This window comes from Galbibacter sp. BG1 (genome assembly GCF_013391805.1).
In the GTDB taxonomy this organism is placed as follows: domain Bacteria; phylum Bacteroidota; class Bacteroidia; order Flavobacteriales; family Flavobacteriaceae; genus Galbibacter.
This window is the reverse complement of the sequence record NZ_CP058364.1, coordinates 1,178,563-1,200,150: the sequence shown is the minus strand read 5'-3', so window position 1 is coordinate 1,200,150 and position 21,588 is coordinate 1,178,563. Positions and strand designations below refer to the sequence as shown.

Annotated in this window: 26 protein-coding genes, 1 tRNA gene and 1 riboswitch; of the genes, 16 read left to right on the top strand and 11 right to left on the bottom strand. The window is 37.9% G+C overall.

Annotated features, from left to right (window positions below):
• Window positions 1–77: 77 nt before the first annotated feature.
• From HX109_RS05220 to HX109_RS05190, 7 genes are all read right to left on the bottom strand, one after another.
• Window positions 78–335, bottom strand: a complete 258-nt coding sequence (locus HX109_RS05220; RefSeq protein WP_178950142.1) for a hypothetical protein — start codon at window positions 333–335, stop codon at window positions 78–80.
• Window positions 336–430: 95 nt separating this feature from the next.
• Window positions 431–1,117: a monofunctional biosynthetic peptidoglycan transglycosylase gene (mtgA, locus tag HX109_RS05215; protein ID WP_178950141.1), complete on the bottom strand. Its 687-nt coding sequence runs from the start codon at window positions 1,115–1,117 to the stop codon at window positions 431–433.
• Between the two features lie 68 nt (window positions 1,118–1,185).
• On the bottom strand, window positions 1,186–2,541 hold the full coding sequence (accC, locus tag HX109_RS05210) for an acetyl-CoA carboxylase biotin carboxylase subunit (RefSeq protein ID WP_178950140.1): 1,356 nt from the start codon (window positions 2,539–2,541) through the stop codon (window positions 1,186–1,188).
• Window positions 2,542–2,653: 112 nt separating this feature from the next.
• Complete coding sequence (gene accB, locus HX109_RS05205; protein ID WP_178950139.1) at window positions 2,654–3,154, bottom strand: acetyl-CoA carboxylase biotin carboxyl carrier protein; 501 nt, start codon at window positions 3,152–3,154, stop codon at window positions 2,654–2,656.
• 31 nt (window positions 3,155–3,185) lie between these two features.
• Entirely contained in the window at window positions 3,186–4,181 is a 996-nt protein-coding gene (locus tag HX109_RS05200; RefSeq protein ID WP_178950138.1) for a beta-ketoacyl-ACP synthase III, read from the bottom strand.
• A 172-nt stretch (window positions 4,182–4,353) separates the two neighbouring features.
• On the bottom strand, window positions 4,354–4,551 hold the full coding sequence (gene rpmF / locus HX109_RS05195) for a 50S ribosomal protein L32 (RefSeq protein WP_008611284.1): 198 nt from the start codon (window positions 4,549–4,551) through the stop codon (window positions 4,354–4,356).
• An 8-nt stretch (window positions 4,552–4,559) separates the two neighbouring features.
• The gene (locus HX109_RS05190; RefSeq protein WP_178950137.1) at window positions 4,560–5,096 is read right to left on the bottom strand and encodes a YceD family protein; all 537 of its coding nucleotides are present in this window, start codon (window positions 5,094–5,096) and stop codon (window positions 4,560–4,562) included.
• Between the two features lie 356 nt (window positions 5,097–5,452).
• Between HX109_RS05190 and HX109_RS05185 the strand changes: the two genes are divergently transcribed.
• The 8 genes from HX109_RS05185 (at window position 5,453) to thiH (ending at window position 12,504) form a co-directional block, all read left to right on the top strand.
• Entirely contained in the window at window positions 5,453–5,959 is a 507-nt protein-coding gene (locus HX109_RS05185; RefSeq protein WP_178950136.1) for a DUF456 domain-containing protein, read from the top strand.
• Between the two features lie 92 nt (window positions 5,960–6,051).
• A riboswitch (TPP riboswitch) is annotated at window positions 6,052–6,145 on the top strand.
• Between the two features lie 103 nt (window positions 6,146–6,248).
• The gene (gene thiS, locus HX109_RS05180; RefSeq protein WP_178950135.1) at window positions 6,249–6,449 is read left to right on the top strand and encodes a sulfur carrier protein ThiS; all 201 of its coding nucleotides are present in this window, start codon (window positions 6,249–6,251) and stop codon (window positions 6,447–6,449) included.
• A gap of 152 nt (window positions 6,450–6,601) precedes the next feature.
• Entirely contained in the window at window positions 6,602–8,458 is a 1,857-nt protein-coding gene (gene thiC / locus HX109_RS05175; protein WP_178950134.1) for a phosphomethylpyrimidine synthase ThiC, read from the top strand.
• Between the two features lie 15 nt (window positions 8,459–8,473).
• Window positions 8,474–9,073 (top strand): thiamine phosphate synthase, encoded by a 600-nt coding sequence (locus HX109_RS05170; RefSeq protein ID WP_178950133.1) that lies wholly within the window; start codon window positions 8,474–8,476, stop codon window positions 9,071–9,073.
• Between the two features lie 63 nt (window positions 9,074–9,136).
• Window positions 9,137–9,892, top strand: a complete 756-nt coding sequence (locus HX109_RS05165; protein WP_178950132.1) for a hydroxymethylpyrimidine/phosphomethylpyrimidine kinase — start codon at window positions 9,137–9,139, stop codon at window positions 9,890–9,892.
• Window positions 9,889–10,533 (top strand): thiamine phosphate synthase, encoded by a 645-nt coding sequence (locus tag HX109_RS05160; RefSeq protein WP_178950131.1) that lies wholly within the window; start codon window positions 9,889–9,891, stop codon window positions 10,531–10,533. Before HX109_RS05165 ends, HX109_RS05160 begins: the two co-directional genes overlap by 4 nt.
• Window positions 10,530–11,345 (top strand): thiazole synthase, encoded by an 816-nt coding sequence (locus HX109_RS05155; RefSeq protein WP_178950130.1) that lies wholly within the window; start codon window positions 10,530–10,532, stop codon window positions 11,343–11,345. Before HX109_RS05160 ends, HX109_RS05155 begins: the two co-directional genes overlap by 4 nt.
• 46 nt (window positions 11,346–11,391) lie before the next feature.
• Window positions 11,392–12,504 carry a 2-iminoacetate synthase ThiH gene (gene thiH / locus HX109_RS05150; RefSeq protein WP_178950129.1) on the top strand — a complete coding sequence of 371 codons (1,113 nt, stop codon included), beginning with the start codon at window positions 11,392–11,394 and terminating at the stop codon, window positions 12,502–12,504.
• Between the two features lie 325 nt (window positions 12,505–12,829).
• Here thiH and HX109_RS16225 read toward each other — a convergent pair whose 3' ends face one another.
• Window positions 12,830–12,991 carry a hypothetical protein gene (locus tag HX109_RS16225; protein WP_220399481.1) on the bottom strand — a complete coding sequence of 54 codons (162 nt, stop codon included), beginning with the start codon at window positions 12,989–12,991 and terminating at the stop codon, window positions 12,830–12,832.
• A gap of 244 nt (window positions 12,992–13,235) precedes the next feature.
• Here HX109_RS16225 and folB point away from each other — a divergent pair, with 244 nt between their 5' ends.
• From folB to HX109_RS05130, 4 genes are all read left to right on the top strand, one after another.
• On the top strand, window positions 13,236–13,592 hold the full coding sequence (gene folB / locus HX109_RS05145; protein ID WP_178950128.1) for a dihydroneopterin aldolase: 357 nt from the start codon (window positions 13,236–13,238) through the stop codon (window positions 13,590–13,592).
• 58 nt (window positions 13,593–13,650) lie between these two features.
• Window positions 13,651–13,721 (top strand) — tRNA-Cys (locus tag HX109_RS05140).
• Between the two features lie 181 nt (window positions 13,722–13,902).
• The gene (locus HX109_RS05135) at window positions 13,903–14,460 is read left to right on the top strand and encodes a gluconate 2-dehydrogenase subunit 3 family protein (protein ID WP_178950127.1); all 558 of its coding nucleotides are present in this window, start codon (window positions 13,903–13,905) and stop codon (window positions 14,458–14,460) included.
• The gene (locus HX109_RS05130) at window positions 14,453–16,165 is read left to right on the top strand and encodes a GMC oxidoreductase (RefSeq protein ID WP_178950126.1); all 1,713 of its coding nucleotides are present in this window, start codon (window positions 14,453–14,455) and stop codon (window positions 16,163–16,165) included. Before HX109_RS05135 ends, HX109_RS05130 begins: the two co-directional genes overlap by 8 nt.
• Window positions 16,166–16,216: 51 nt before the next feature.
• Here HX109_RS05130 and HX109_RS05125 read toward each other — a convergent pair whose 3' ends face one another.
• Window positions 16,217–16,744: a DUF6624 domain-containing protein gene (locus tag HX109_RS05125; protein WP_178950125.1), complete on the bottom strand. Its 528-nt coding sequence runs from the start codon at window positions 16,742–16,744 to the stop codon at window positions 16,217–16,219.
• 151 nt (window positions 16,745–16,895) lie between these two features.
• Here HX109_RS05125 and HX109_RS05120 point away from each other — a divergent pair, with 151 nt between their 5' ends.
• Complete coding sequence (locus HX109_RS05120; protein WP_410504046.1) at window positions 16,896–17,342, top strand: GNAT family N-acetyltransferase; 447 nt, start codon at window positions 16,896–16,898, stop codon at window positions 17,340–17,342.
• On the opposite strand, the gene HX109_RS05115 is transcribed toward HX109_RS05120, so the two are convergent.
• Window positions 17,332–17,709: a hypothetical protein gene (locus tag HX109_RS05115; RefSeq protein WP_178950124.1), complete on the bottom strand. Its 378-nt coding sequence runs from the start codon at window positions 17,707–17,709 to the stop codon at window positions 17,332–17,334. The two genes, HX109_RS05120 and HX109_RS05115, sit on opposite strands and share 11 nt — an antisense overlap.
• A gap of 112 nt (window positions 17,710–17,821) precedes the next feature.
• On the opposite strand from HX109_RS05115, the gene HX109_RS05110 reads away from it, so the two are divergent.
• Window positions 17,822–18,208, top strand: coding sequence for an STAS/SEC14 domain-containing protein (locus HX109_RS05110; protein ID WP_178950123.1), 387 nt, complete (start codon window positions 17,822–17,824; stop codon window positions 18,206–18,208).
• Between the two features lie 15 nt (window positions 18,209–18,223).
• Here the strand turns inward: HX109_RS05110 and HX109_RS05105 are convergent, their stop codons facing one another.
• A complete protein-coding gene (locus HX109_RS05105; protein WP_178950122.1) occupies window positions 18,224–19,954 on the bottom strand; it encodes a hypothetical protein in 1,731 nt (576 codons plus the stop codon).
• Window positions 19,955–20,125: 171 nt separating this feature from the next.
• Between HX109_RS05105 and HX109_RS05100 the strand changes: the two genes are divergently transcribed.
• Together HX109_RS05100 and HX109_RS05095 are read left to right on the top strand one after the other, a co-directional pair.
• Window positions 20,126–20,833: a hypothetical protein gene (locus HX109_RS05100; protein ID WP_255462776.1), complete on the top strand. Its 708-nt coding sequence runs from the start codon at window positions 20,126–20,128 to the stop codon at window positions 20,831–20,833.
• An 11-nt stretch (window positions 20,834–20,844) separates the two neighbouring features.
• A complete protein-coding gene (locus tag HX109_RS05095; RefSeq protein WP_178950121.1) occupies window positions 20,845–21,579 on the top strand; it encodes a hypothetical protein in 735 nt (244 codons plus the stop codon).
• The last annotated feature ends 9 nt before the right edge of the window (window positions 21,580–21,588 follow it).

Sequence of the window (21,588 nt, the reverse complement as noted above, 5' to 3'; positions counted from 1 at the left end):
AAAAACTGATTATTTGTTTAATAAAATAGTTTTTAGGGATGTATATTGGAAATAAAAGCCTTTTAAGATTACTGCGATCAATCCCTCAGAATTCGAAGAATAATTCTAAGGACAATAAATATAACACCGATAGCTATGGCTACTTGGGCTTTGTTGGATTTTTGTACTTCCATTCGTTCCGATTTTTTTAGCTGTTTTTCATCTTGCGCAAAATCTGAGCAGTTGTCTATAAAATTTGGTTTTTGTTGAGTTACTGAGCAGAAGATTCCGGTTGAAGAATCGAAAGATCTTTTTTCGCACTGCTTGCAGAAGGCTAATTGTTCTTGTAGTCTCATGGATATTTAGATTAGGATTATTATCCCAATATATAGAATAATTTACAAAAAATTTCGTTTTTAGGTTAATTTGTAAAGATTCTAATTATCTAATTTTACTTGGAAAACTGAAGAGGCCCATAGAAGCCCATTTGCCGAACGATCCAGTTTTTACGTGTTTGTATATAGCCGGAGGCAGGAGAGGCTTTAAAACGCAAAGGATTTGGCAAAATAGCCGCTATGGCCGCGGCTTCCTGTGGAGATAATGTTTTAGCGGTTTTACGGAACCAAAATTGGGAAGCCGCTTCCGCTCCATAAACACCATCTCCCATTTCAATGCTGTTTAAATATACTTCCAAAATTCGCTCTTTGCTCCATAGCAATTCTATTAAAAACGTGAAATAGACTTCAAAACCTTTACGCACCCAACTTCTTCCTGGCCAGAGAAAAACATTTTTGGCTGTTTGTTGACTTATGGTGCTGGCGCCACGTAATTTTTTACCCTTTTTATTGGATTCAATGACTTTTTCTATAGCTTCAACATCGAAACCATTGTGCTGTAAGAATTTTTGGTCTTCGCTGCAAATAACGGCCAATTGTAAATTTTTTGAAATGTGATCCATGGAGACCCAGTCGTGCTTCCAGGTAATAGCTTTACCGTCCTGCTTTTGTTGTACACTTCTTATTACCATAAGTGGAGTGGCGGGAACAGGAACCCATTTATAAAAAAGCACTAGTCCGGTAGATATAATTATAAACCAGACCAAGATTTTAAAAATAAAGCGTAGAAATTTTTTCAGCATACGTAAAAATAAAAAACCCGTATCAAATGTATAAAATGATACGGGTATATATTTAAAAAGAAAAAACTTTATTCTTCTTCTACTGGAGGCTTCATTTTGAAAGTCTCCATAAATTTGGTTGTGTAGTTTCCAGAAACATAATCTGGCTCGTCCATTAATTGTCTGTGGAATGGAATCGTGGTTTTAATCCCTTCGATAACAAATTCATCCAGAGCGCGCTTCATTTTATTTATGGCCTCTTCCCTAGTTTGGGCAGTGGTAATTAATTTGGCGATCATCGAATCGTAATTAGGCGGTATAATGTAACCACTATACACATGGGTGTCTAAACGTACACCATGCCCTCCAGGCGCGTGTAAAGTAGTAATTCTACCTGGAGACGGCCTAAAGTCGTTGTATGGGTCTTCGGCATTAATCCTACACTCAATAGAATGTAATTTTGGATAATAATTTTTTCCTGAAATTGGCACACCGGCAGCGACTAGAATTTGCTCACGAATTAAATCGTAATCAATAACCTGTTCTGTTATAGGGTGCTCTACTTGTATACGGGTGTTCATTTCCATAAAGTAGAAGTTTCTGTGCTTATCCACTAGAAACTCAACGGTTCCAGCTCCTTCATACTTAATATATTCGGCAGCTTTTACAGCGGCTTTACCCATTTTCTCCCGTAACTCATCGGTCATAAATGGAGAAGGTGTTTCTTCGGTAAGTTTTTGGTGACGTCTTTGTACAGAACAATCTCTTTCAGAAAGGTGACATGCTTTCCCAAATTGGTCTCCTACCACTTGAATTTCAATGTGGCGTGGTTCCTCAATAAGTTTTTCCATATACATACCATCGTTACCAAAAGACGCACCAGCTTCTTGTTTGGCACTTTCGTATGCTTTTTGAAGGTCTTCTTCTTTCCAAACGGCACGCATCCCTTTACCACCACCACCAGCAGTTGCTTTAAGCATAACTGGATAACCCATTTCCTTGGCTATTTTTTTGGCGTCTTCAATGGACTTCAATAAACCTTCGGATCCTGGGACTGTAGGCACTTTTGCTGCTCTCATGGTAGCTTTGGCTGTAGCCTTATCTCCCATTTTTTCAATCATTTCGGGACCAGCGCCAATAAATTTGATACCGTGCTCCTTACAAATTCTTGAAAAATTAGCATTTTCAGATAGAAACCCATAACCAGGGTGAATGGCGTCTGCATTGGTAATTTCTGCAGCAGCTATAATATTTGCGATTTTGAGATAAGAGTCTTTACTTGGCGGTGGACCAATACAAACGGCTTCATCAGCAAACCTCACGTGCAAACTCTCTTCGTCTGCCTTGGAGTACACAGCTACCGTTTTTATACCCATCTCTTTACAGGTTCTAATAACGCGCAGCGCTATTTCCCCTCTATTTGCGATCAATATTTTTTTAAACATCTCTGAAATTTTAAATTTTGAAATCTAAATTTTGAATCCCTCCTAGAGGGTTTGATTTATTTTAAACAATGAACTTGGTAGTTACATTATTTAAACGGTCTATTCAAAATTTCTATGATGGGTCTACCAAAAATAATGGTTGATCAAATTCTACAGGAGAAGATTCATCAACCAACACTTTTACGATTTTACCAGAAACTTCTGATTCAATTTCATTGAAAAGTTTCATAGCTTCAATAATACAAAGCACATCGCCCTTAGAAATACTATCGCCTACTTCCACGAAATTGGGTTTGTCTGGTGATGGTTTTCTATAGAAGGTTCCTATAATAGGAGATTTTACGGTAATGTATTTGCTGTCTTCGTCTGCGGCAGATTTAGCAGGAGTAGCTTCTACTTCTCCTTGAGCTGCTGCAGGTTGTGGAGCTGGAGCTCCCTGTTGTGGCATTGGTTGGTTTACAGGAATTTGCTGAACGTAAGTAGTACTTTCGCCCTTCTTGTCCTCAGACCCTGTTCTAATTGTAATTTTTACATCCTCCATTTCAAGCTTTACTTCGCTTGCACCGGATTTTGCCACGAATTTGATTAAACTTTGAATCTCTTTTAAATCCATGATTGAGTTTTATTAGTGATGAGTTCTGTTGTTATGCATTATATGCCCATTTTAAATAAATGGATCCCCAAGTAAATCCACCTCCAAAAGCAGCGAACACTAAGTTATCACCTTTTTTTAATTGCTTTTCGTAATCGGCAAGAAGTAAAGGAAGTGTTGCTGAAGTGGTGTTACCATATTTTTGAATATTAACCATTACCTTCGATGGATCCAGCTGTACCCTATTGGCGGTAGCGTCTATAATGCGCTTGTTAGCCTGGTGTGGTACCAACCATTGTACATCATCGTTTGTTAGGTTATTGCGTGTCATAATTTTTTCTGCCACATCTGCCATATTGGATACGGCAAATTTGAAAACTGTTTTACCATCTTGAAAAACAAAATGCTGTTTGTTTTTTACAGTTTCTTCAGAAGCCGGTAGTATAGAGCCTCCAGCTTCAATTTTTAAGAAATCCCTGCCTATTCCATCGCTTCTTAAATATTCGTCCTGTAGTCCTAGTCCCTCTTCATTGGGTTCGAACAAAGTTGCGCCAGCACCATCTCCAAAAATAATACAGGTAGTTCTATCTGTGTAATCTATAATAGAAGACATTTTATCGGCTCCTATAAGCAAAACCTTTTTGTAACGTCCAGATTCTATATAACTGGATGCCGTAGACATTCCGTATAAAAAACTGGAACAAGCGGCTTGTAAATCGTAAGCGAATGCGTTAACGGCTCCAATTTGAGAAGCTACATAGGCCGCTGTGGCAGCTACGGGAAGATCGGGAGTTGCTGTAGCAACAATTACCATATCTATTTCTTCTGGGTTGGCCCCGCTTTTGTTCAGCAGGTCTTCTGCTGCTTTTATAGCTAAGTAAGAAGTGCCTTTGCCTTCTTCTTTTAAAATATGCCTTTGTTTAATGCCTGTCCTACTGGTAATCCAGTCATCGTTCGTATCAACCATTGTTTCCAATATTTGGTTGGTAAGTACATACTCGGGCACATATGCTCCTACAGCTGTAATAGCTGCTTTAAGTCTATTCATAATTCGCTTTATTTTTATCAAAAACGGGCAAAATTCGACGAAAATTAAGTGAAATTACTAATTTTAATTCGAATAGTGGTGCAAAATAGGGTGTTTTTGACTTATAGAAAAATTTTGAATAAAAAAACTCTCACTTCATGTGAGAGTTTTAACTTTTAACTAAAATGTCGCCTTAGGCTACTTCTTCCGTTGTGTTATCGATAAGAACTTGCCCGCGGTAGTATAGTTTACCTTCGTGCCAATGAGCTCTGTGATACACATGCGCTTCACCCGTTGTTGGGTCGGTAGCGATTTGAGGAGTCGTAGCTTTGTAGTGCGTTCTTCTCTTATCTCTTCTAGTGCTAGACTGTCTTCTTTTAGGATGTGCCATTTTTAATCTTATTTATCCGTTAATAGTTTTTTCAATTGATCCCATCTTGGATCTGTTTCTCCGTCGTTATTTTCTTTTTCTTCTTTTGGTTGAAACGCTTCCAGTTTCTCTAAAATTTCTGTTGATAAAGTGCCATCCTTAACTCCAGGATGAATTCTTTTATTAGGAACCGAAAGTACAATCATCTCATAAATGTATTGTGCCACATTTATTTGATATTCCCCATGGGGAATTATAAGAACCTCTTCGTTCTCATCGTTGTATTCGTCTCCAAACTTTACCAATAGATGAAGTTTACCTTTTATTTCTTGATCGTAAGGCTCATTGGACAAGTCGCAATAAACATTTACGGTGCCTTTACTTTTAAAAGTCAACTCCAACATACTGCTTTTTTTGTCCAGAACTAAGTCCACATGCACATTGGCATCGTTAAACTCTTCAAACTCAAAAGCATCAAAGAACTTTTTGTTAATTTCAAAGTCGAACTGGTGTTTTCCTTGTTTTAATCCTACAAAAGGGATGTCAAACTCCTTAAACTTCTTCATTGTAAACATCAGTTTTAAAAGCCTATACCTCAAGTATAAGGCGGGTGCAAAGATATAAATTTTTATTTACGATTATAATGTTATTAACTTTTTTTTGTTTATAACTATTAATCGGCGAAAACACTGTAATATTCGGCAGTAGAAAGGTAATTAAATAGTGTCTTATAACATAAAATATGAAGCCTTTTTTTAATTTTTAATGTCCATTTTGTTTCATTTCGACGTTTGGGTTCAAAACTTCTTTATGGAAATAGGTTGCTTACAAACTAACTTATTTTTATTTCTACCTTATATAAAGGGTGTAAAAAATAAAAACAAACAATGCTTATCTTTATGTTTCGTAAAAACAGATGTTAATGGACGTTTTATTGGTAACCATAGGTTTTGTATGTATTATAATTGGGTTTTTTGGCAGCTTTTTACCTATTTTACCGGGTGCCCCCATAAGTTGGGTTGGTTTATTATTGCTGTACCTTACCAAGGCAATTCCCACTAACTGGTGGATGTTGGGGATTACTTTGTTTGTAGCCATAGCCATTATAGTTTTAGATTACCTCATCCCCATTGCCGGCACCAAGCGTTTTGGTGGAAGCCGGGCGGGAATTATTGGCACCACGGTAGGATTGGTCGTTTCCATTATATTTCCTGTTTTGGGACTTTTTGGGGTAGTCGTTTGGCCATTTGTGGGAGCATTCGTAGGTGAGCTTATTAATAAAGCTGATAGAAAAACCGCGCTACGTGCAGCTTTTGGATCATTTCTTGGTTTCCTAACAGGAACTTTTTTAAAGTTTGTAGTTGCTGTTATCTTTTCTATTATTTTTATGTTTAAAGTTTGGGAGTACAGGTCCGTTTTGTTTCTTTAAATGGCTTTTTTATAACTATAAATAACATCCTAGTTTTATATTTCAACTTATATTGTTTGGGTTTCTCTTCAGTAATTCGTTATCTTTGAGCTAGTAAACTTTAGGGGTGCTGTTAAATCAGCTGAGATAAAACCCTTAGAACCTGATCACGTTAGTACGTGCGAAGGGAAAAGTTGATAGACTACCCACAAAGTAGCTATAAAACGGTATTTTTAACGTTCGTTCGTTAAATTTCCGTCATCTTCTTTTTTAGGACTCTTCCTAAGGTTTGCAGTAAAATATAGTTTTTATGATCACTGTAAACGTAAACAACACCGAACATACTTTTGAAAAAGAATTGAATGCAAAAGAACTTTTGGCATATTTAAATATTTCTGCCAACGGAGTAGCTGTAGCACTTAATAATAGCGTTTTGCCCAAATCTAAATGGGAAGAACCGCTGGAAAACAATGCTAACATTCTAATAATTAAAGCAACCCAAGGTGGATGATATGGGTGTTCCCCTCGGTCAGGTCTGCCTTTGTCGGCAGACAGGCTTTACGCTATATCTTTTAAATTGTCATTCTGAGCTTGTCGAAGAACAATTTAAAAGGATGCCGCTTCAATCCCTAACGCAATAAAATTCTAACAACAATACAAATTATGAAAACTGAAAATTCTGCATCAAACACACACATCAGCAGGGAACCTTTTCCCAATTCCAATAAAATTTATGTCTATGGAAACATCCATAAAGATGTAAAAGTGCCTATGCGCCAAATTACGCTTAGCGATACTGTAGATAAATTTAACGGCACCACTGAAAAAAACGAACCGGTTCTCGTTTATGATACCAGTGGCCCTTACACCGATCCAAATGCTGAAATAGATGTTCGAAAAGGATTAAAACCCATTCGCGCCAAATGGATTGAGGAGCGCGGCGATGTAGAACAGTTAAGCGGACTATCATCAGCGTACGGAAACGAGCGATTAAACAACAAAAAACTGGACGAATTGCGTTTTAAGCACACGAAAAATCCGATGCGTGCCAAAGCGGGTAAAAATGTAACCCAAATGCATTACGCTCGAAAGGGGATTATCACGCCGGAAATGGAATTTATTGCCATTCGTGAAAATCAAAAGTTGCAACAGATAAAGGAAATTGCTCCCCAACATGCGGGTGAAAGTTTTGGAGCTTCTATTCCGAAAGAAATTACTCCCGAATTCGTGCGACAGGAAGTGGCCAGTGGTCGCGCGGTAATTCCGTGTAACATCAATCACCCCGAAAGCGAACCCATGATAATTGGGCGCAACTTTTTGGTGAAAATTAATGCTAATATTGGGAATTCTGCGGTTACCTCTTCCATTGAAGAAGAAGTAGAAAAAGCTGTTTGGGCTTGCCGTTGGGGCGCCGATAATATTATGGATCTTTCCACAGGAAAAAACATCCATGAAACCCGCGAATGGATTTTAAGAAATTCACCTGTTCCTATTGGTACTGTTCCTATTTATCAAGCGTTGGAAAAAGTAAACGGTAAGGCCGAAGACCTAACTTGGGAAATTTTTAGGGACACACTTATCGAGCAAGCCGAACAAGGAGTCGATTATTTTACCATTCATGCAGGGGTTCGCTTGCAATACGTACCGCATACCGCCAAACGTGTTACAGGAATTGTTTCCCGTGGCGGTTCCATTATGGCAAAATGGTGTTTGGCACATCACAAAGAGAGCTTTTTATATACTCATTTTGAAGAAATCTGCGAAATTATGAAAGCCTACGACGTGTCTTTTTCGTTAGGCGACGGACTCCGTCCAGGAAGTATCGCCGATGCCAATGATTATGCACAGTTTGCAGAATTGGAAACCTTAGGTGAGCTCACTAAAATTGCGTGGAAACACGACGTACAAACATTTATCGAAGGTCCAGGGCACATCCCCATGCACATGATCAAGGAAAATATGGACAAACAGTTAAAAGAATGTGGCGAAGCACCTTTTTATACACTCGGGCCGTTAACCACCGATATCGCCCCTGGCTATGACCATATTACCAGCGGAATAGGTGCCGCCATGATTGGTTGGTACGGTTGCGCCATGCTTTGCTATGTAACTCCAAAGGAACATTTAGGTTTACCAAACAAAGAAGATGTAAAAACAGGTGTTATTACCTATAAAATAGCTGCTCACGCTGCCGATTTGGCGAAGGGACACCCAGGTGCTCAACATCGTGATAATGCTATGAGTAAGGCTCGTTTTGAATTCCGATGGGAAGATCAATTTAATTTGGCGCTTGACCCTGATACGGCGCGTGCTTACCACGACGAAACACTCCCTTCGGACAACGCAAAAGTGGCTCATTTTTGCTCCATGTGTGGTCCAAATTTCTGTTCGATGAAAATCACGCAGGATGTACGGAATTACGCCAAAGAAAACGGATTGGATTCCCATGAGGCAATTGAAGAAGGAATGAAGAAAAAAGCAGAGGAATTCAAAGAAAAAGGAAGCGAAGTGTATTTATAAAAATTTTTGTGGGTCATGCTGATCGTAATCACTCGGGAAGAAAACACGGAAGATGAAGTTGCTGTTTTGAAGTCGCTTTTTGAAAATGGCTTGCAAACCCTACATGTTCGTAAACCTTTTATGAGCAAAACTGACCTAGAAAAGTGGTTATTGAATTTCAGTGAAATGCATCATCAAAAAATGATGCTGCATCAACATCATGAACTGTGCGAAATTTTTAAGATTAAAGGAGTCCATTTAACCGAAAAACAAAGAAGCACGCTGGAGAACCGTAAAGTTTATATTGAAAAGTTTCAGAAGAAAGGAAAAATGGTGAGCACGGGTTTTCATACAGTTGCTGAATTAGAAAAAGAAGGAAGCATATATGATTACTGTTTTTTGAGTCCGATTTTCAATTCCATTTCCAAGGAAAATTATGTAGGAAAGCAATTCAACATAAACGGTTTGCATCAAAAAATTGTAGCGCTTGGAGGCATCGATAGTTCCAAAATAACGGAAGTCAAAAAACTTGGGTTTAGCGGTGTCGCCGTGCTGGGACATATTTGGAAATCAAAAAATGCAGTAAAATCATATGTTCAAATGAAGAAAAAATATGAGGAAGTCTTTAAAATATGAAATTATTCAATGTCACCCTGAGCTTGTCGAAGGGGATACTTTAAAAGTTATTACTATTCGATAATGAGATTTTCAATCAACAATAAGCCATTTGTACTTACTATCGCCGGTTTTGATCCCTGCGGAGGCGCCGGATTGTTAGCCGACATCAAAACTATTGAGGCCAATGGTTGCTACGGATTGGCGGTACAAACAGCCAATACCATTCAAACGGAGGATTCTTTTTTGGAGTGCCTTTGGGAGGATAATTCGTTTATCTTAAAACAACTTAAAACATTGTTAGAACGATATGAAATTTCAGCGGTTAAAATTGGTATTGTTCAAAACAAGACCATTTTACTTGAAATTCTTCAGTTGTTAAAAACGTATATCCAAAACGCTCCTGTTGTTTTAGATCCAGTTTTAAAATCGAGTAGTGGATACGATTTTCATTATGAAGCTTTACTTTCCGAAGAAATACTGAAAAACATAACTGTTCTAACTCCAAATTATGATGAAATACTTCAGCTTTCAGAAGAAGAAAATTTAAATATAAAAATTACATCAATAGTAAAACATACCAATCTTTTTCTGAAAGGCGGGCATCACCCATCTGAAAAAGGAAAAGATACTTTGTATTTGTTTAACGGGCAAAAATTTGATTTTTATCCTTCCGAAGAAAAGATATATGAAAAACATGGGAGTGGGTGCATTTTATCAGCGGCTATGGCAAGCTATTTAGCCAACGGTGAAACACTGGAAAATGCTTGTGAAAAGGCTAAAAAATATACCGAAAAGGCATTACGCTCTAATTTTACGAAACTAGCATATCATTTATGAGCATCAGCAAATTACATTATATAACGCAAGGGGCGACACCCGAAAAACATCTTGAAAACCTAGAAAAAGTATGCGCGAATGGAGGTAAATGGATTCAGCTACGTTTAAAAAATGAAACCCAAAAAAAAATGCTAGAAACCTCTTTAGAGGCAAAGGCCATTTGTAAGCGCTACGGAGCCACACTTTTGATAAACGATCACGTTGAAGTAGCCAAAGAAGTAGATGCCGATGGTGTGCATTTGGGAAAAGAAGATTTGCACCCTACAGTAGCAAGAAAAATTTTAGGAGCTCACAAAATCATTGGTGGCACCGCAAATACATGGCAGGACATTGAAAATTTGACGACAAAAAAAGTAGATTACATTGGTTTGGGTCCGTTTCGATTTACAAAAACGAAAGAAAAATTGAGTCCGATTCTAGGCCTAAAAGGTTACAATGAGATTTTTAAAAAATATCATTCAAAAAATCTACAGACTCCAATAATAGCTATTGGTGGAATTAAAGAGGAAGACCTCTTGAGCCTTTCGGAAACAGGGCTACACGGCGTAGCGATGTCTGGCTGGCTAACCGAAAACGAACACCTAAAAGAACGAATTGCAGCAATAGAAACTGCGATGAACCAAGAAATAACAAAAGAATGAATATTACAGACACCTTAAAAATAGCGGATACAGAATTTACCTCCCGACTGTTTGTGGGAACTGGTAAATTCAGCTCCACTAAAGTGATGAGGGAGGCAGTTTTGGCCAGTGAAAGTGAACTGGTAACTGTGGCTTTAAAACGTGTGGACGCTAACGATGAAGAAGACAATATGTTAGTCGGACTAGACCACGAACGTATAAGTTTACTCCCTAACACCTCTGGAGTTAGAAATGCGAAAGAGGCCATTTTTGCTGCGGAATTGGCTCGGGAAGCGCTGGATACGAATTGGATAAAACTGGAAATCCATCCCGACCCCAATTACTTGTTACCCGACCCTATTGAAACACTTCAAGCTGCGGAAGAATTGGTAAAAAAAGGTTTTGTAGTAATGCCTTACATTCATGCCGATCCCGTCTTATGCAAGCGACTAGAGGATGTTGGCGTGCAGTGTGTCATGCCTTTGGGAGCTCCCATTGGCACCAATAAAGGACTAAAAACATTGGATTTTCTGGAAATCATTATCGAACAAAGTAACGTTCCGGTAATTGTAGATGCTGGTATTGGCACGCCTTCCCATGCTGCCGCCGCAATGGAAATGGGTGCAGATGCCGTTTTGGTAAACACCGCCATGGCTGTTTCTAAAAATCCTATTATGATGGCCAAGGCTTTTAAAAAAGGAGTAGAAGCTGGACGCGAAGCCTTTTTGGCAAGCTTGGCTACTATAAATAAAAATGCGGAAGCTAGCAGTCCGCTAACAAGTTTTTTATATGAAATGAGCCATATTAATAAAATTGATACCCCACCGGAATAATCAATGGCGAATTCCATCTGACAAATTAAAAAATAAAAAAGAACAGATGAATAGTTTTCAGGACACATTTTTACAATATTCTTGGGATGAAATACATCAAAGCATCCTTGCCAAAACCGAAAATGACGTAATCCGTGCATTGGAAAGGCCGAAAAGGGATTTAGAGGATTTCAAAGCTTTGATTTCTCCTTCTGCCAAACCTTTTTTAGAACGGATGGCTCAAGAGAGTAGACGCATTACCAAGCGGCGGTTTGGAAACACCATGCAGATGTTTGCACCCATGTATTTAAGCAACGAATGCCAAAATATCTGTACGTACTGTGGTTTTAGTTTTACCAATAAAATCCCACGAAAAACCTTAATGGATGCGGAAATTTTAAAGGAAGTTGACTTTATCAAAAGTAAAGGTTTCGATCATATTTTGTTGGTGACTGGAGAGGCGAATACCACGGTTGGAGTTCAATATCTAAACAATGCTATTCAATTAATTCGGAGGCATTTTTCCAATATTAGTATTGAGGTTCAACCTTTGGATCAAGATGAATATGAATTGCTAAAAAAAAGTGGCCTTTACGGAGTGTTGGTGTATCAGGAAACGTACCATGAGGAGGAGTATAAAAAGCATCATCCGAAAGGGAAAAAATCAAATTTCTTCTACCGATTGGAAACTCCAGACAGATTGGGGCGTGCTGGAATTCATAAAATTGGTCTCGGGGCTTTATTCGGTTTGGAAGACTGGAGAACCGATAGTTTTTTTACGGCTTTGCACCTACACTATTTAAAGAAAACGTATTGGCAGACTAAGTTTTCCATTTCTTTTCCTCGTTTACGACCATTTTCAGGGGGATTAGATCCAAAAGTGGAAATGACAGATCCCGATTTAGTACAACTTATTTGTGCCTACAGAATGCTAGAAGAAGATGTTGAATTGACCATTTCCACCCGTGAAAGTGAAACGTTTAGAAACAACATTGTTAATTTGGGTATTACCTCCATGAGTGCTGAATCTAAAACCAATCCCGGCGGATATGTGGTCGATAAACAATCGCTGGATCAATTTGAAATCTCTGACGAACGCTCTACGGAAGTCATCACAAAAATGCTAAAAGAACAAGGCATAGAAGTGGTCTGGAAAGACTGGGCTAACAATTGGGAATGAGTTGAGCAGTGGACAGTATTTAATGTTCAGTAGGCAGTGCTCATCTGGTTTTTTCTCAGTGTCATATCGACCGTAGGGAGATATCCCATTATTTGTTTCCAATAGATGATGCGGTGTCTCCCGTTGGTCGACAAGACTTGTGATTCTGTCTTCCCGTATCTAATCTACTGAACCTAAACATCGGTGCGAAAGGAACCACGCGTTGTGTGGCAGTCTCCCAGTAATTTGCATAGCTACTGTTTTATATCGGGAGATGGCCACGTCGCTTTTCGATTCTCGCCAGGACAGCACTTAAAAGCGTCAAATACCCATACATCAAAAGCCGTTATTCGTAGATTTTTGAATTTGCAAAGCTGCAAGATAGTAAAACGGTAATGTCGGTTCTGCGGTCATATCGACCGTAGGGAGATATCCCATTATTTGTTTCCAATAGGTGATGCGGTGTCTCCCGTTGGTCGACAAGGCTTGTGCTTCTGTCTTCCCGCATCTGATCTACTGACCCTAAACGTCACTGCGAACGGAACCACGTGCAGTGTGGCAGTCTCCCAGCAATTTTTATAGCTACTTCATTATATCGGGAGATGGCCACGTCGCTTTTCGCTTCTCGCCAGGACGGCACTTAAAAGCGTCAAGTACCCATACATCAAAAGCCGTTATTCATAGATTTCTGGTAACCCATTTTAGTCTTATTCAATTAAACTATACTTTTGTAATTATAAAACAGGACAATTTTGGGAATAATAAAAGTAACCAATATTCAAGTGTATGCTTACCATGGATGTTTGGTAGAGGAAGGTAAAATAGGTAGCGATTACCGAGTTGATGTGGAGGTAAAAGCCAATTTACAACCCTCTGCGGAAAGTGACCAATTAAAAGATACGGTAGATTATGTGCAAATAAACCGCATTGTAAAAGAGGAAATGGCCATACGCTCTAAATTGTTGGAGCATGTGGCAAAAAGAATTATCGACCGAATCTTAAAGGAGATTGAAATTGCGAATGAAGTAACCGTAGAAGTTTCTAAAATCAATCCGCCTATAGGTGGTAATGTAGAGCAGGTAACCATACAGATGACCCTAAATAGATAATTTAAAAACCTTTTTGGATAAAGAGCAATATTTTTATTACATTTGCCCTCCGCAAAAGGGCATCGTGGCCGAGTGGCTAGGCAGAGGTCTGCAAAACCTTGTACAGCGGTTCGAATCCGCTCGATGCCTCAAAAAAATCCATCTTTAATGAGATGGATTTTTTTATGCTATCTCTTCAAAGATAATTTCAAATACTTACAGGATTTTTTCATTTTAACAAAAAATAGATCTTCAAATAAAACATATCCAATACAGCGAGGTATATTTATCGACCAATGTGTCGTTAGGATGATTTTATAAAGATAAGACAATGAAAAGACGAAATGTTCTAAAAAGCCTGGGGATTATCACAGGTGGATTAATACTCATGCCTTCCTGTAACTTTTTAGATAAACGTACGCCCATCGCCCTAAACAATCTTCAGGTCACCATTGAAGAAGAAGAGCTTTTAGAAGCGATTGTGGCGGTTATTCTTCCGGAAGGGGAAACAAAAGGAGGGGTTTCTTTAAAAGTTCAAAACTTTGTTTGGGTAATGTTGGATGATTGTGCAGAAAAGGAAAAACAAGACTCTTTTTTAAAAGGACTCCGACTGTTCAATCCAACAGTGAAAGAAAATAATGGAGATGAGTTTGAGGATTTATCTTCCGAAGAAAAATATACCGTACTTACAAGTATGTTGCATAATGACACTTTAGACAAAGACCTTTCCAATTTTCTCCATACCACCAAACACACGGCAATTTGGGGCTATAAAAACAGTGAGTATTACCTTACGGAACTAATGCCCTACAATTTAATACCCGGTGCGTTTTCTTATAAAACGTGTAAGACGATAGATCCTAACGAAAAAATAAATATCAATGCCTAATTTCAATATAGATAGCACTAAAAAAAATACTTTTGACGCCATTGTAATTGGTTCTGGAATGAGCGGAGGTTGGGCAGCAAAGGAATTTACAGAAAAAGGACTGAAAACTTTGGTGTTGGAACGTGGTAGGGAAGTAACGCATGTGGAGAACTATCCTACTACCAATTTAATGCCATGGGAGCTGGATCATGCCAATGTAGTTCCCGAAAACATAAAAAATGAAAACCCAATTGCCGCAAAATGCTATAATTTTCATGAAGATTCCTATCATTTTTTTACTAAGGATAAGGAGCAGCCCTACGTGCAAGAAAAACCTTTTGACTGGATTCGCGGCTATCAAACGGGTGGAAAATCTTTGTTATGGGCACGCCAAACCCAAAGGATGAGCGATTACGACTTCGAAGGGCCGGCCCGTGATGGATTTGCAGTAGATTGGCCTATTCGTTATAAAGATATAGCTCCTTGGTACAGTTATGTAGAAAAGTTTGTTGGTATTTCTGGTGAATATGATGGCTTAGATACTTTGCCGGATGGAGAATTTCTAAAATCGATGGGACTTAATTGCACCGAAGAACATTTTAAAAAGGTGGTCGCCGAAAAATATAAAAATCAGCGTCATGTAATCTACGGTCGCTGTGCCCATATTACTGAAACCAAGGATATATTTATTGAACAGGGGCGCGGAATGTGTCAAACACGCGATTTATGCCGACGTGGTTGTCCTTTTGGAGGTTATTTTAGCAGTAACTCTAGCACAATTCCCTGGGCACAAAAAACAGGGAATCTCACCATGAAGCACCATGCGGTGGTACATTCCATAATTTACGATGATAAGAAGGAAAAAGCTACCGGGGTAAGGGTTATAGATGCTCAAACAAAAGAAATCACCGAGTTCTATGCACCAGTCATTTTTGTGAATGCCAGTGCTTTTAACACGAATATGATTTTGCTGAACTCAAAATCCAACCGTTTTCCGAATGGTTTAGGTAATGATAATGGCCTTTTAGGGAAGTATATCGCTTTTCACAATTATAGGGTTAGTATTCATGCAGAATATGAAGGAAATTTAGATAAAATTACCACCGGTAGAAGGCCAACTGCTGCTTACATTCCACGGTTTAGAAATGTGGAAAAACAAGAAACAGACTTCTTGAGGGGGTACGCCGCTGGTTTTGGGGCTTCAAGGCAAATAATCCAACCGTCCGATGGAATAGGGGAAGAACTAAAAAACAATCTCTTGAATCCGAAATATGGAAATTGGCGCGTAGGGTCTCATATGATGGGGGAAACCATTCCAAAAGAGGAAAGTACGCTAAAGTTAGACCCCGAAAAAAACGACGATTACGGAATTCCGCTCTTACGAATAAATGTGGGTTACGATGAGAATGATGAAAAAATGATAAAAGATTATGTTGCAGAATTTACCGAGATGTTTGAGGCTGCAGGATTTAAGAATATTCAAGCTGTGGATATTCCAGACAAAGCTCCGGGATTAGACATACACGAGATGGGCGGAGTACGTATGGGACACGATCCTAATACTTCCCTTTTGAATAAATGGAACCAGTTGCATGCTTGTAAAAATGTATATGTTACCGATGGTGCTTGTATGACCTCTACCGCCACGCAAAATCCATCCCTAACCTATATGGCGTTAACTGCCCGAGCTTGTTATCACGCCATCAAAGAGTCGAAACAAGGTTGATTGAATTGCTTGATTGATTCTGGAATGACCTTAGGTACTACCTAAAATAAATTATTTTAGTTCTTTTTTTAACTCTGCTAAAGACGGAACAAAATGTAAACTTCGTTCTTCATCCGTTATTTTTGTTGTATCCAGATCATAGAGCCTGGTAACAGCTTTTCCTGATGTATCTTTAACTGTAATGTGTTGTGTGCCGTAAATTTGAGGTTTTCCCTTTCTCATCAAATTTCTATCAACTGCCGCCGCATACCACCATCTGTTTAATGTGGAATCTTTGTAAAATGCCCTCTTAAAGCAAGTAACAACCATTTCAGAAGAAATAGTGTCGTTGCCGTGATGAAATATAATTCCAGCGTTGTAATAATCTTTTGCGGTGTTCAGTTTATTGTCCCTCATCATTTCAAGAACTTTTATGCGCCGAATACTATCTTGTTTCCGTAAAAGATCCCAATCCGTGATGCCTCCAATTCTCGAGTTTTGATCGTCATCAGCCATTCTTTGCAACATAAAATTACTTTGTGCATTGATAGCTGAAATCGTAAAAAATATGATAATGGTAAATACAATATTAATTCTCATGATATCCTATTTGAAAGTTTTCTCTGAAAAATTAAAGTTTTAAATTAAATCCTCAAAATAAATAGATAAAAGTCTAAGAGTTGCTTGTGAATACCAATGGGATTGTAGCGAATTCTGAACAGACTTTTTATCTTTGTGGCAAATACATTACATGAAACTGGAAATACATACCAAAACATTCGACCAACTCACAAAAAAAGAACTCTATGAAATTTTACAGTTGCGTAGTGAAGTTTTTGTGGTGGAACAGAATTGTGTTTACCAGGATATAGATGGAAAAGACAATAAAGCGTTACATGTTTTAGGAAAGCATGATGGCGAATTGGTTGCCTATACGCGCATTTTTAATGCTGGAGATTATTTTGAAAATCCAAGTATTGGGAGGGTTGTGGTGAGAAAGAGTGAACGAAAGTATGGTCTTGGTCATGAATTGATGAGAGCATCTATTGAAGCTACCCATGTAAACTATGGAAAACAAAACATAGAAATCTCAGCCCAACGCTATTTGGAGAAGTTCTACGAAGCGCACGGTTTTATACAAAAAGGGAAAGGTTATTTAGAGGATGGGATCCCACACATAAAAATGATCAAGAGTTGATCTTGATCATCTTTTTATCCATGTTTAAATCGTCAAGCATGGTATTTGTAAACTTATAGTGCCCCTTGGTACTGATGATTTTAAATCGGTACGATTTCATTTTACTCAGCACATCCAAGAACATCCATTTCGATTTCAACAAATGCGGTTTTTCAGATTTCACGCTGATTTCAAAAAAATGTTTAATCCCTTTCTTATCAGCAACAATATCGGGTGTAATAGTAATATCACTCCCTTTTTTGATAAAGGATTTTGGGGTTTCATAACCCTCAAGGTCCGCTTTAATATTATTAAAACCTCTATTCTCTAAATAACTTACCGATCTGCTTAAAAAGTCGGTATGATTTTCTTTGTCTATACTTACCATACTGTAGTATACATAATATATTCTAAATATCCAATTATCAGGTAGTTAAATAGTGTTAATTTAGAATTTATACATCGTTTATATGCTTAACTTTAATAAAAGAAGCAATATTATGATTTCTCAACTTAAAACATTCGATAACAATGTCTTGGCCGTTGAAGTCTACGATGGCTTTACTAAGGAAGATGAAAAGACTCTTGAGAAACTTTTTGAGGCTAAACTGGACCAAGGTTTCGCTCAAGTAAATGTTTTAATAAAGTTGGATGAGGCCAAAATATCCAAAAGTAGTACAAAAGCCTTTTTTGAAGACATTTTATGGTCACTTCGAAACTATAAAAAAATGGGGCACTTGGCAATTGTGGCACATTCCAATATTGTAAAATCGCTCGTTCCTCTGGATAACTTGTTTTTTCAACGGGCTTCCAAAGGGCGTTATGAACGCTACTTCGATATTTCCCAGATGGAAGAAGCTATGATGTTTGTAAATTCTTCCGTTTAATACATTTTTATTTCGTCACTCTTTTTCCAATACACTGGCTTCATGTAAACTTTTGCGTATGGTATTAAGCACCAGTTCGTATGTTTTTCTTTGGTAGAACAAACGAAAACCGAAACTCAATAAGGAACTTCCTGAAATACTGCGCACCAAGAAACGGATTCTCTTTTTTAAGATTGATTTATATTGTTTTTCAAAGCTACTTAAGCTCACTTTTGGATAATTTGGGTAGGTAAGCACAGCATCTGTACCATAGCCTTCCAAATCAAATTCTCCAGAAAAAGCTTTTAAGGTTTTCATATCTGGGATAATGGGGAAAAGTATCGATCCGCTTTTATCTTCCGATGGTTCAGAAAAGTAGAACCTGTCAATAGCTTGCTGGGGCAATTTAATACCCAATCGTTTTTCTATATTTTTTTCTTCTACCGAGAAATGGTACCGTAAAAAATCTTGGCAATTTTTTCTGCCCAATTCAAAGTCATGTTTTCTTAGACGCTTGTCCATAAATCCGGCAAAACCGCTTAAGGGGGAGGACGCTAAATGGTGCTGTTCCCTTATTGCTTTTCCATTTACCATTGTTTTTCTACTGGGTGCTACCAGAAATTTGGTACGGTCGCTTAAAGAAAGTGCATCGAAAATGCCATCTTGATTAAACATTACTTGGTTACGCAAAGCCTTAAACATGCCTTTGGCAATACTCCAAATGTTTCTGTCTGGATTAAACAGCGAAGGATCGTTGTCTTGGTTGGGAAAAGGATCTACCATCACTACGGCGTAGTTATCACTCTCTTTTAGGTCGGCATTCTTTTCATTCAACACTTTAATTCCTATTCCATAAGGCTCGTTATTTATGAGTCCGCCATCTATAGAATTAAACTTGTAACTTTCTTCGTTATCTAGAATTAGGGGGGTTATGCCTTTTCGCCTTCCAAATAAATAAGTAGGGTAGCGTTCTATATATTTTTTAGAAATTTCTATTTCCCTAGATTTTAGTCCGATAGGGAATGCGGCGGTACTTAGGGTGGCATCTTTTAAATAGCTTATATCTTCTTCTTCTTTAAGGTCGAGCACGTAAAATAAAGCATTCTCTTCTTCGGGAACGCCCCTCTGGTATAATTGATTTTCAACCTTGTACCTAAAAAAACCTCCATGATTTGTAATAATATTGGCAGAATTGGTTTTACTGCCGCCGCTAAAGTCTACTTTAAAATTGAGCCCACGTAAGTTCGTAGTAGTTAGAATAAGATCTAAGTTTGAAGAAACATAGGGCGGATAATACACCGCATTGTTTAATCTAAGGGCTTCATTGGCTATTCTTTCAATGGCCGTGCTGTTCAGCAAAGATTCCGGGGTTTTGTTTTTAGAAAGATCTGAAGTGTCCAAAAGCTTAGCTAAAGTTTCGCTTTTTTCATCGTCGGCCATTTCAACCCAACACTTGTAAAATAAATTATCTTCTCCTTTCGGATTAAATCTATTTACAGGTTTGTGATTTTTATTCAGCAAACTCATCAACGTAAGTGTGCCGGTAATACCTCCCGCAGAAGCACCGCTTAGAACATCTATTTCCACATCGTGCATAGGGACAGAATGGTTGTAATCTGGATGGCCGACACCCAATTCTCTATTTTTCTCTTTGGCTTCTTCCCATATCAATAACGTTTCTATTAAATAATCGAGCACCCCGGCAGTGTAAGATCCCGCAGAAACTGCACCAGCCATAGTTAAGCATAATTTAAAAGATTTGGGCATTTTTTATATGGTTTAAGTGGCAAATAGTATAAAGGTACAGAATTATTAAAAATTACTTAAGTTTTGAGGGAGGACTACAAAAGCTATCACAATTTGTCGTGAAACTTCTGTTAAACAGGTGTGTGAGGCTATGGAAATAAAATATATTGCTGTGCCTAATACTTTTTACATGTGATAAAACTACAAAACAACCTTTTGGCTTTAAGCCTTTTACTTTTCTCGGCGAATAGCTTATTATCCCAAGAAGTTACTCCCATCAAGGTTTTTGTTTATATAAATGACAAGGCCGTGGAAAACTTTGGAATCGCTAATTTGACTACTAAGACAGAGGGGGTTTACGAAAACGGATTTCATGTTATTAGTGCTTCGGAAGGAGACCAAATATTTATGGCATCCCCGGAATTTAAAAATTTCTATAAAATAATAACTACGGAAGATGTTCTTACCGGTAAAATTGTAGTCTATACGGAAGACGGAATCATACAATTGGAGGAAGTTGTTTTAACCGATAAGAAATTATCTTATGGAACATTTACAGATTATGTCCCTAAAACACATACGCCTGCTGAACGACGCTTAAATGCAGCTACTTCTGGGCTGTCTTTAGATCCCATCATCAATATGATTATTGGTCGAACCAAAAACCTGAAAAAATTAGTAAAAGCCGAAACCAAAAGTCTAATTGTGGAATTTTTAGAGGACAATTACATAGATTACATAAGGGATGAACTTGAGGTTCCAGGGGAGCATATCGGACTATTTTGTTATTTTGTATCTGATAAATACAAAGCAATTAATAAGGTCGCAGATAGAAAACGGGTAGAATACCTTCTCAGAAAAGCTTATTTTGATTTTGTAAGTGATCCAGCTGAAAATTAAAACCATACCACTTGAAAAACATACAATACCATATTACTTCTATCCTGCTATGTCTTTTAGGATATAACACTATGTTTGCCCAACAAGAGAAGCAATTAAAAGTATTGATTTTTCAAGAAGACGTTATTTTTAAAAATTATTCCATTATTAATTTTGCCAACAGCAAAGAAGGTTGGATGCAAGGAAACTATTATTTAATTAATGTAATGGTTGGAGACGAGCTCTTAGTTTCTTCCAATGAATTTGACAATTTTTATATGATGGTTACTTCAGAGGAATTCAATAAAGGAGTCGTAGAAGTAAATATTGATAAAGAAGTAATCCAACTGGAAGAAGTGGTGCTAACAGGCCAAAAACTATCCTATGGAACGTTTACCGATTATGTGCCGAAAGTACATACCCCTGCCGAAAGACGCTTAAAGGCGGCTACAAAAATGTATTATCCGGGCAGTGGTTTGTCTTTAAGCCTAGACCCTATTTTAAACGCCATTAGTGGCCGAACTAAAAAACTTAAAAAACGGCTTAAGGGAGAAACAACCTCTTTCGATGTTAGTTTTTTAGAAAACAACTACAAGGAATTTATACTAAAAGAGCTTAATGTACCTCCCAACGAGATTGGTACTTTCGCCTATTTTGTGGCAGATCACAATGAAAAAATCTATACGATAGAAGACTCTAAAAAAGTCGAACTTATTTTAAGGCAAAGCTATCTTCAATACCTCTCTCAAACCTTGGAAGAAGATTGATGTACATTT

Coding starts and splice junctions, on each gene's coding strand:
- HX109_RS05115 (WP_178950124.1), bottom strand. CDS start 17,709: ATGGTAAGTATAGACAAAGAAAATCATACCGACTTTTTAAGCAGATCG.
- accC (WP_178950140.1), bottom strand. CDS start 2,541: ATGTTTAAAAAAATATTGATCGCAAATAGAGGGGAAATAGCGCTGCGC.
- HX109_RS05110 (WP_178950123.1), top strand. CDS start 17,822: ATGATTTCTCAACTTAAAACATTCGATAACAATGTCTTGGCCGTTGAA.
- HX109_RS05155 (WP_178950130.1), top strand. CDS start 10,530: ATGAATATTACAGACACCTTAAAAATAGCGGATACAGAATTTACCTCC.
- HX109_RS05170 (WP_178950133.1), top strand. CDS start 8,474: ATGCTGATCGTAATCACTCGGGAAGAAAACACGGAAGATGAAGTTGCT.
- accB (WP_178950139.1), bottom strand. CDS start 3,154: ATGGATTTAAAAGAGATTCAAAGTTTAATCAAATTCGTGGCAAAATCC.
- HX109_RS05220 (WP_178950142.1), bottom strand. CDS start 335: ATGAGACTACAAGAACAATTAGCCTTCTGCAAGCAGTGCGAAAAAAGA.
- thiS (WP_178950135.1), top strand. CDS start 6,249: ATGATCACTGTAAACGTAAACAACACCGAACATACTTTTGAAAAAGAA.
- HX109_RS05135 (WP_178950127.1), top strand. CDS start 13,903: ATGAAAAGACGAAATGTTCTAAAAAGCCTGGGGATTATCACAGGTGGA.
- HX109_RS05120 (WP_410504046.1), top strand. CDS start 16,896: ATGAAACTGGAAATACATACCAAAACATTCGACCAACTCACAAAAAAA.
- HX109_RS16225 (WP_220399481.1), bottom strand. CDS start 12,991: ATGCGGGAAGACAGAAGCACAAGCCTTGTCGACCAACGGGAGACACCG.
- HX109_RS05200 (WP_178950138.1), bottom strand. CDS start 4,181: ATGAATAGACTTAAAGCAGCTATTACAGCTGTAGGAGCATATGTGCCC.
- thiH (WP_178950129.1), top strand. CDS start 11,392: ATGAATAGTTTTCAGGACACATTTTTACAATATTCTTGGGATGAAATA.
- HX109_RS05130 (WP_178950126.1), top strand. CDS start 14,453: ATGCCTAATTTCAATATAGATAGCACTAAAAAAAATACTTTTGACGCC.
- HX109_RS05160 (WP_178950131.1), top strand. CDS start 9,889: ATGAGCATCAGCAAATTACATTATATAACGCAAGGGGCGACACCCGAA.
- thiC (WP_178950134.1), top strand. CDS start 6,602: ATGAAAACTGAAAATTCTGCATCAAACACACACATCAGCAGGGAACCT.
- HX109_RS05125 (WP_178950125.1), bottom strand. CDS start 16,744: ATGAGAATTAATATTGTATTTACCATTATCATATTTTTTACGATTTCA.
- HX109_RS05190 (WP_178950137.1), bottom strand. CDS start 5,096: ATGAAGAAGTTTAAGGAGTTTGACATCCCTTTTGTAGGATTAAAACAA.
- mtgA (WP_178950141.1), bottom strand. CDS start 1,117: ATGCTGAAAAAATTTCTACGCTTTATTTTTAAAATCTTGGTCTGGTTT.
- HX109_RS05105 (WP_178950122.1), bottom strand. CDS start 19,954: ATGCCCAAATCTTTTAAATTATGCTTAACTATGGCTGGTGCAGTTTCT.
- rpmF (WP_008611284.1), bottom strand. CDS start 4,551: ATGGCACATCCTAAAAGAAGACAGTCTAGCACTAGAAGAGATAAGAGA.
- HX109_RS05185 (WP_178950136.1), top strand. CDS start 5,453: ATGGACGTTTTATTGGTAACCATAGGTTTTGTATGTATTATAATTGGG.
- HX109_RS05165 (WP_178950132.1), top strand. CDS start 9,137: ATGAGATTTTCAATCAACAATAAGCCATTTGTACTTACTATCGCCGGT.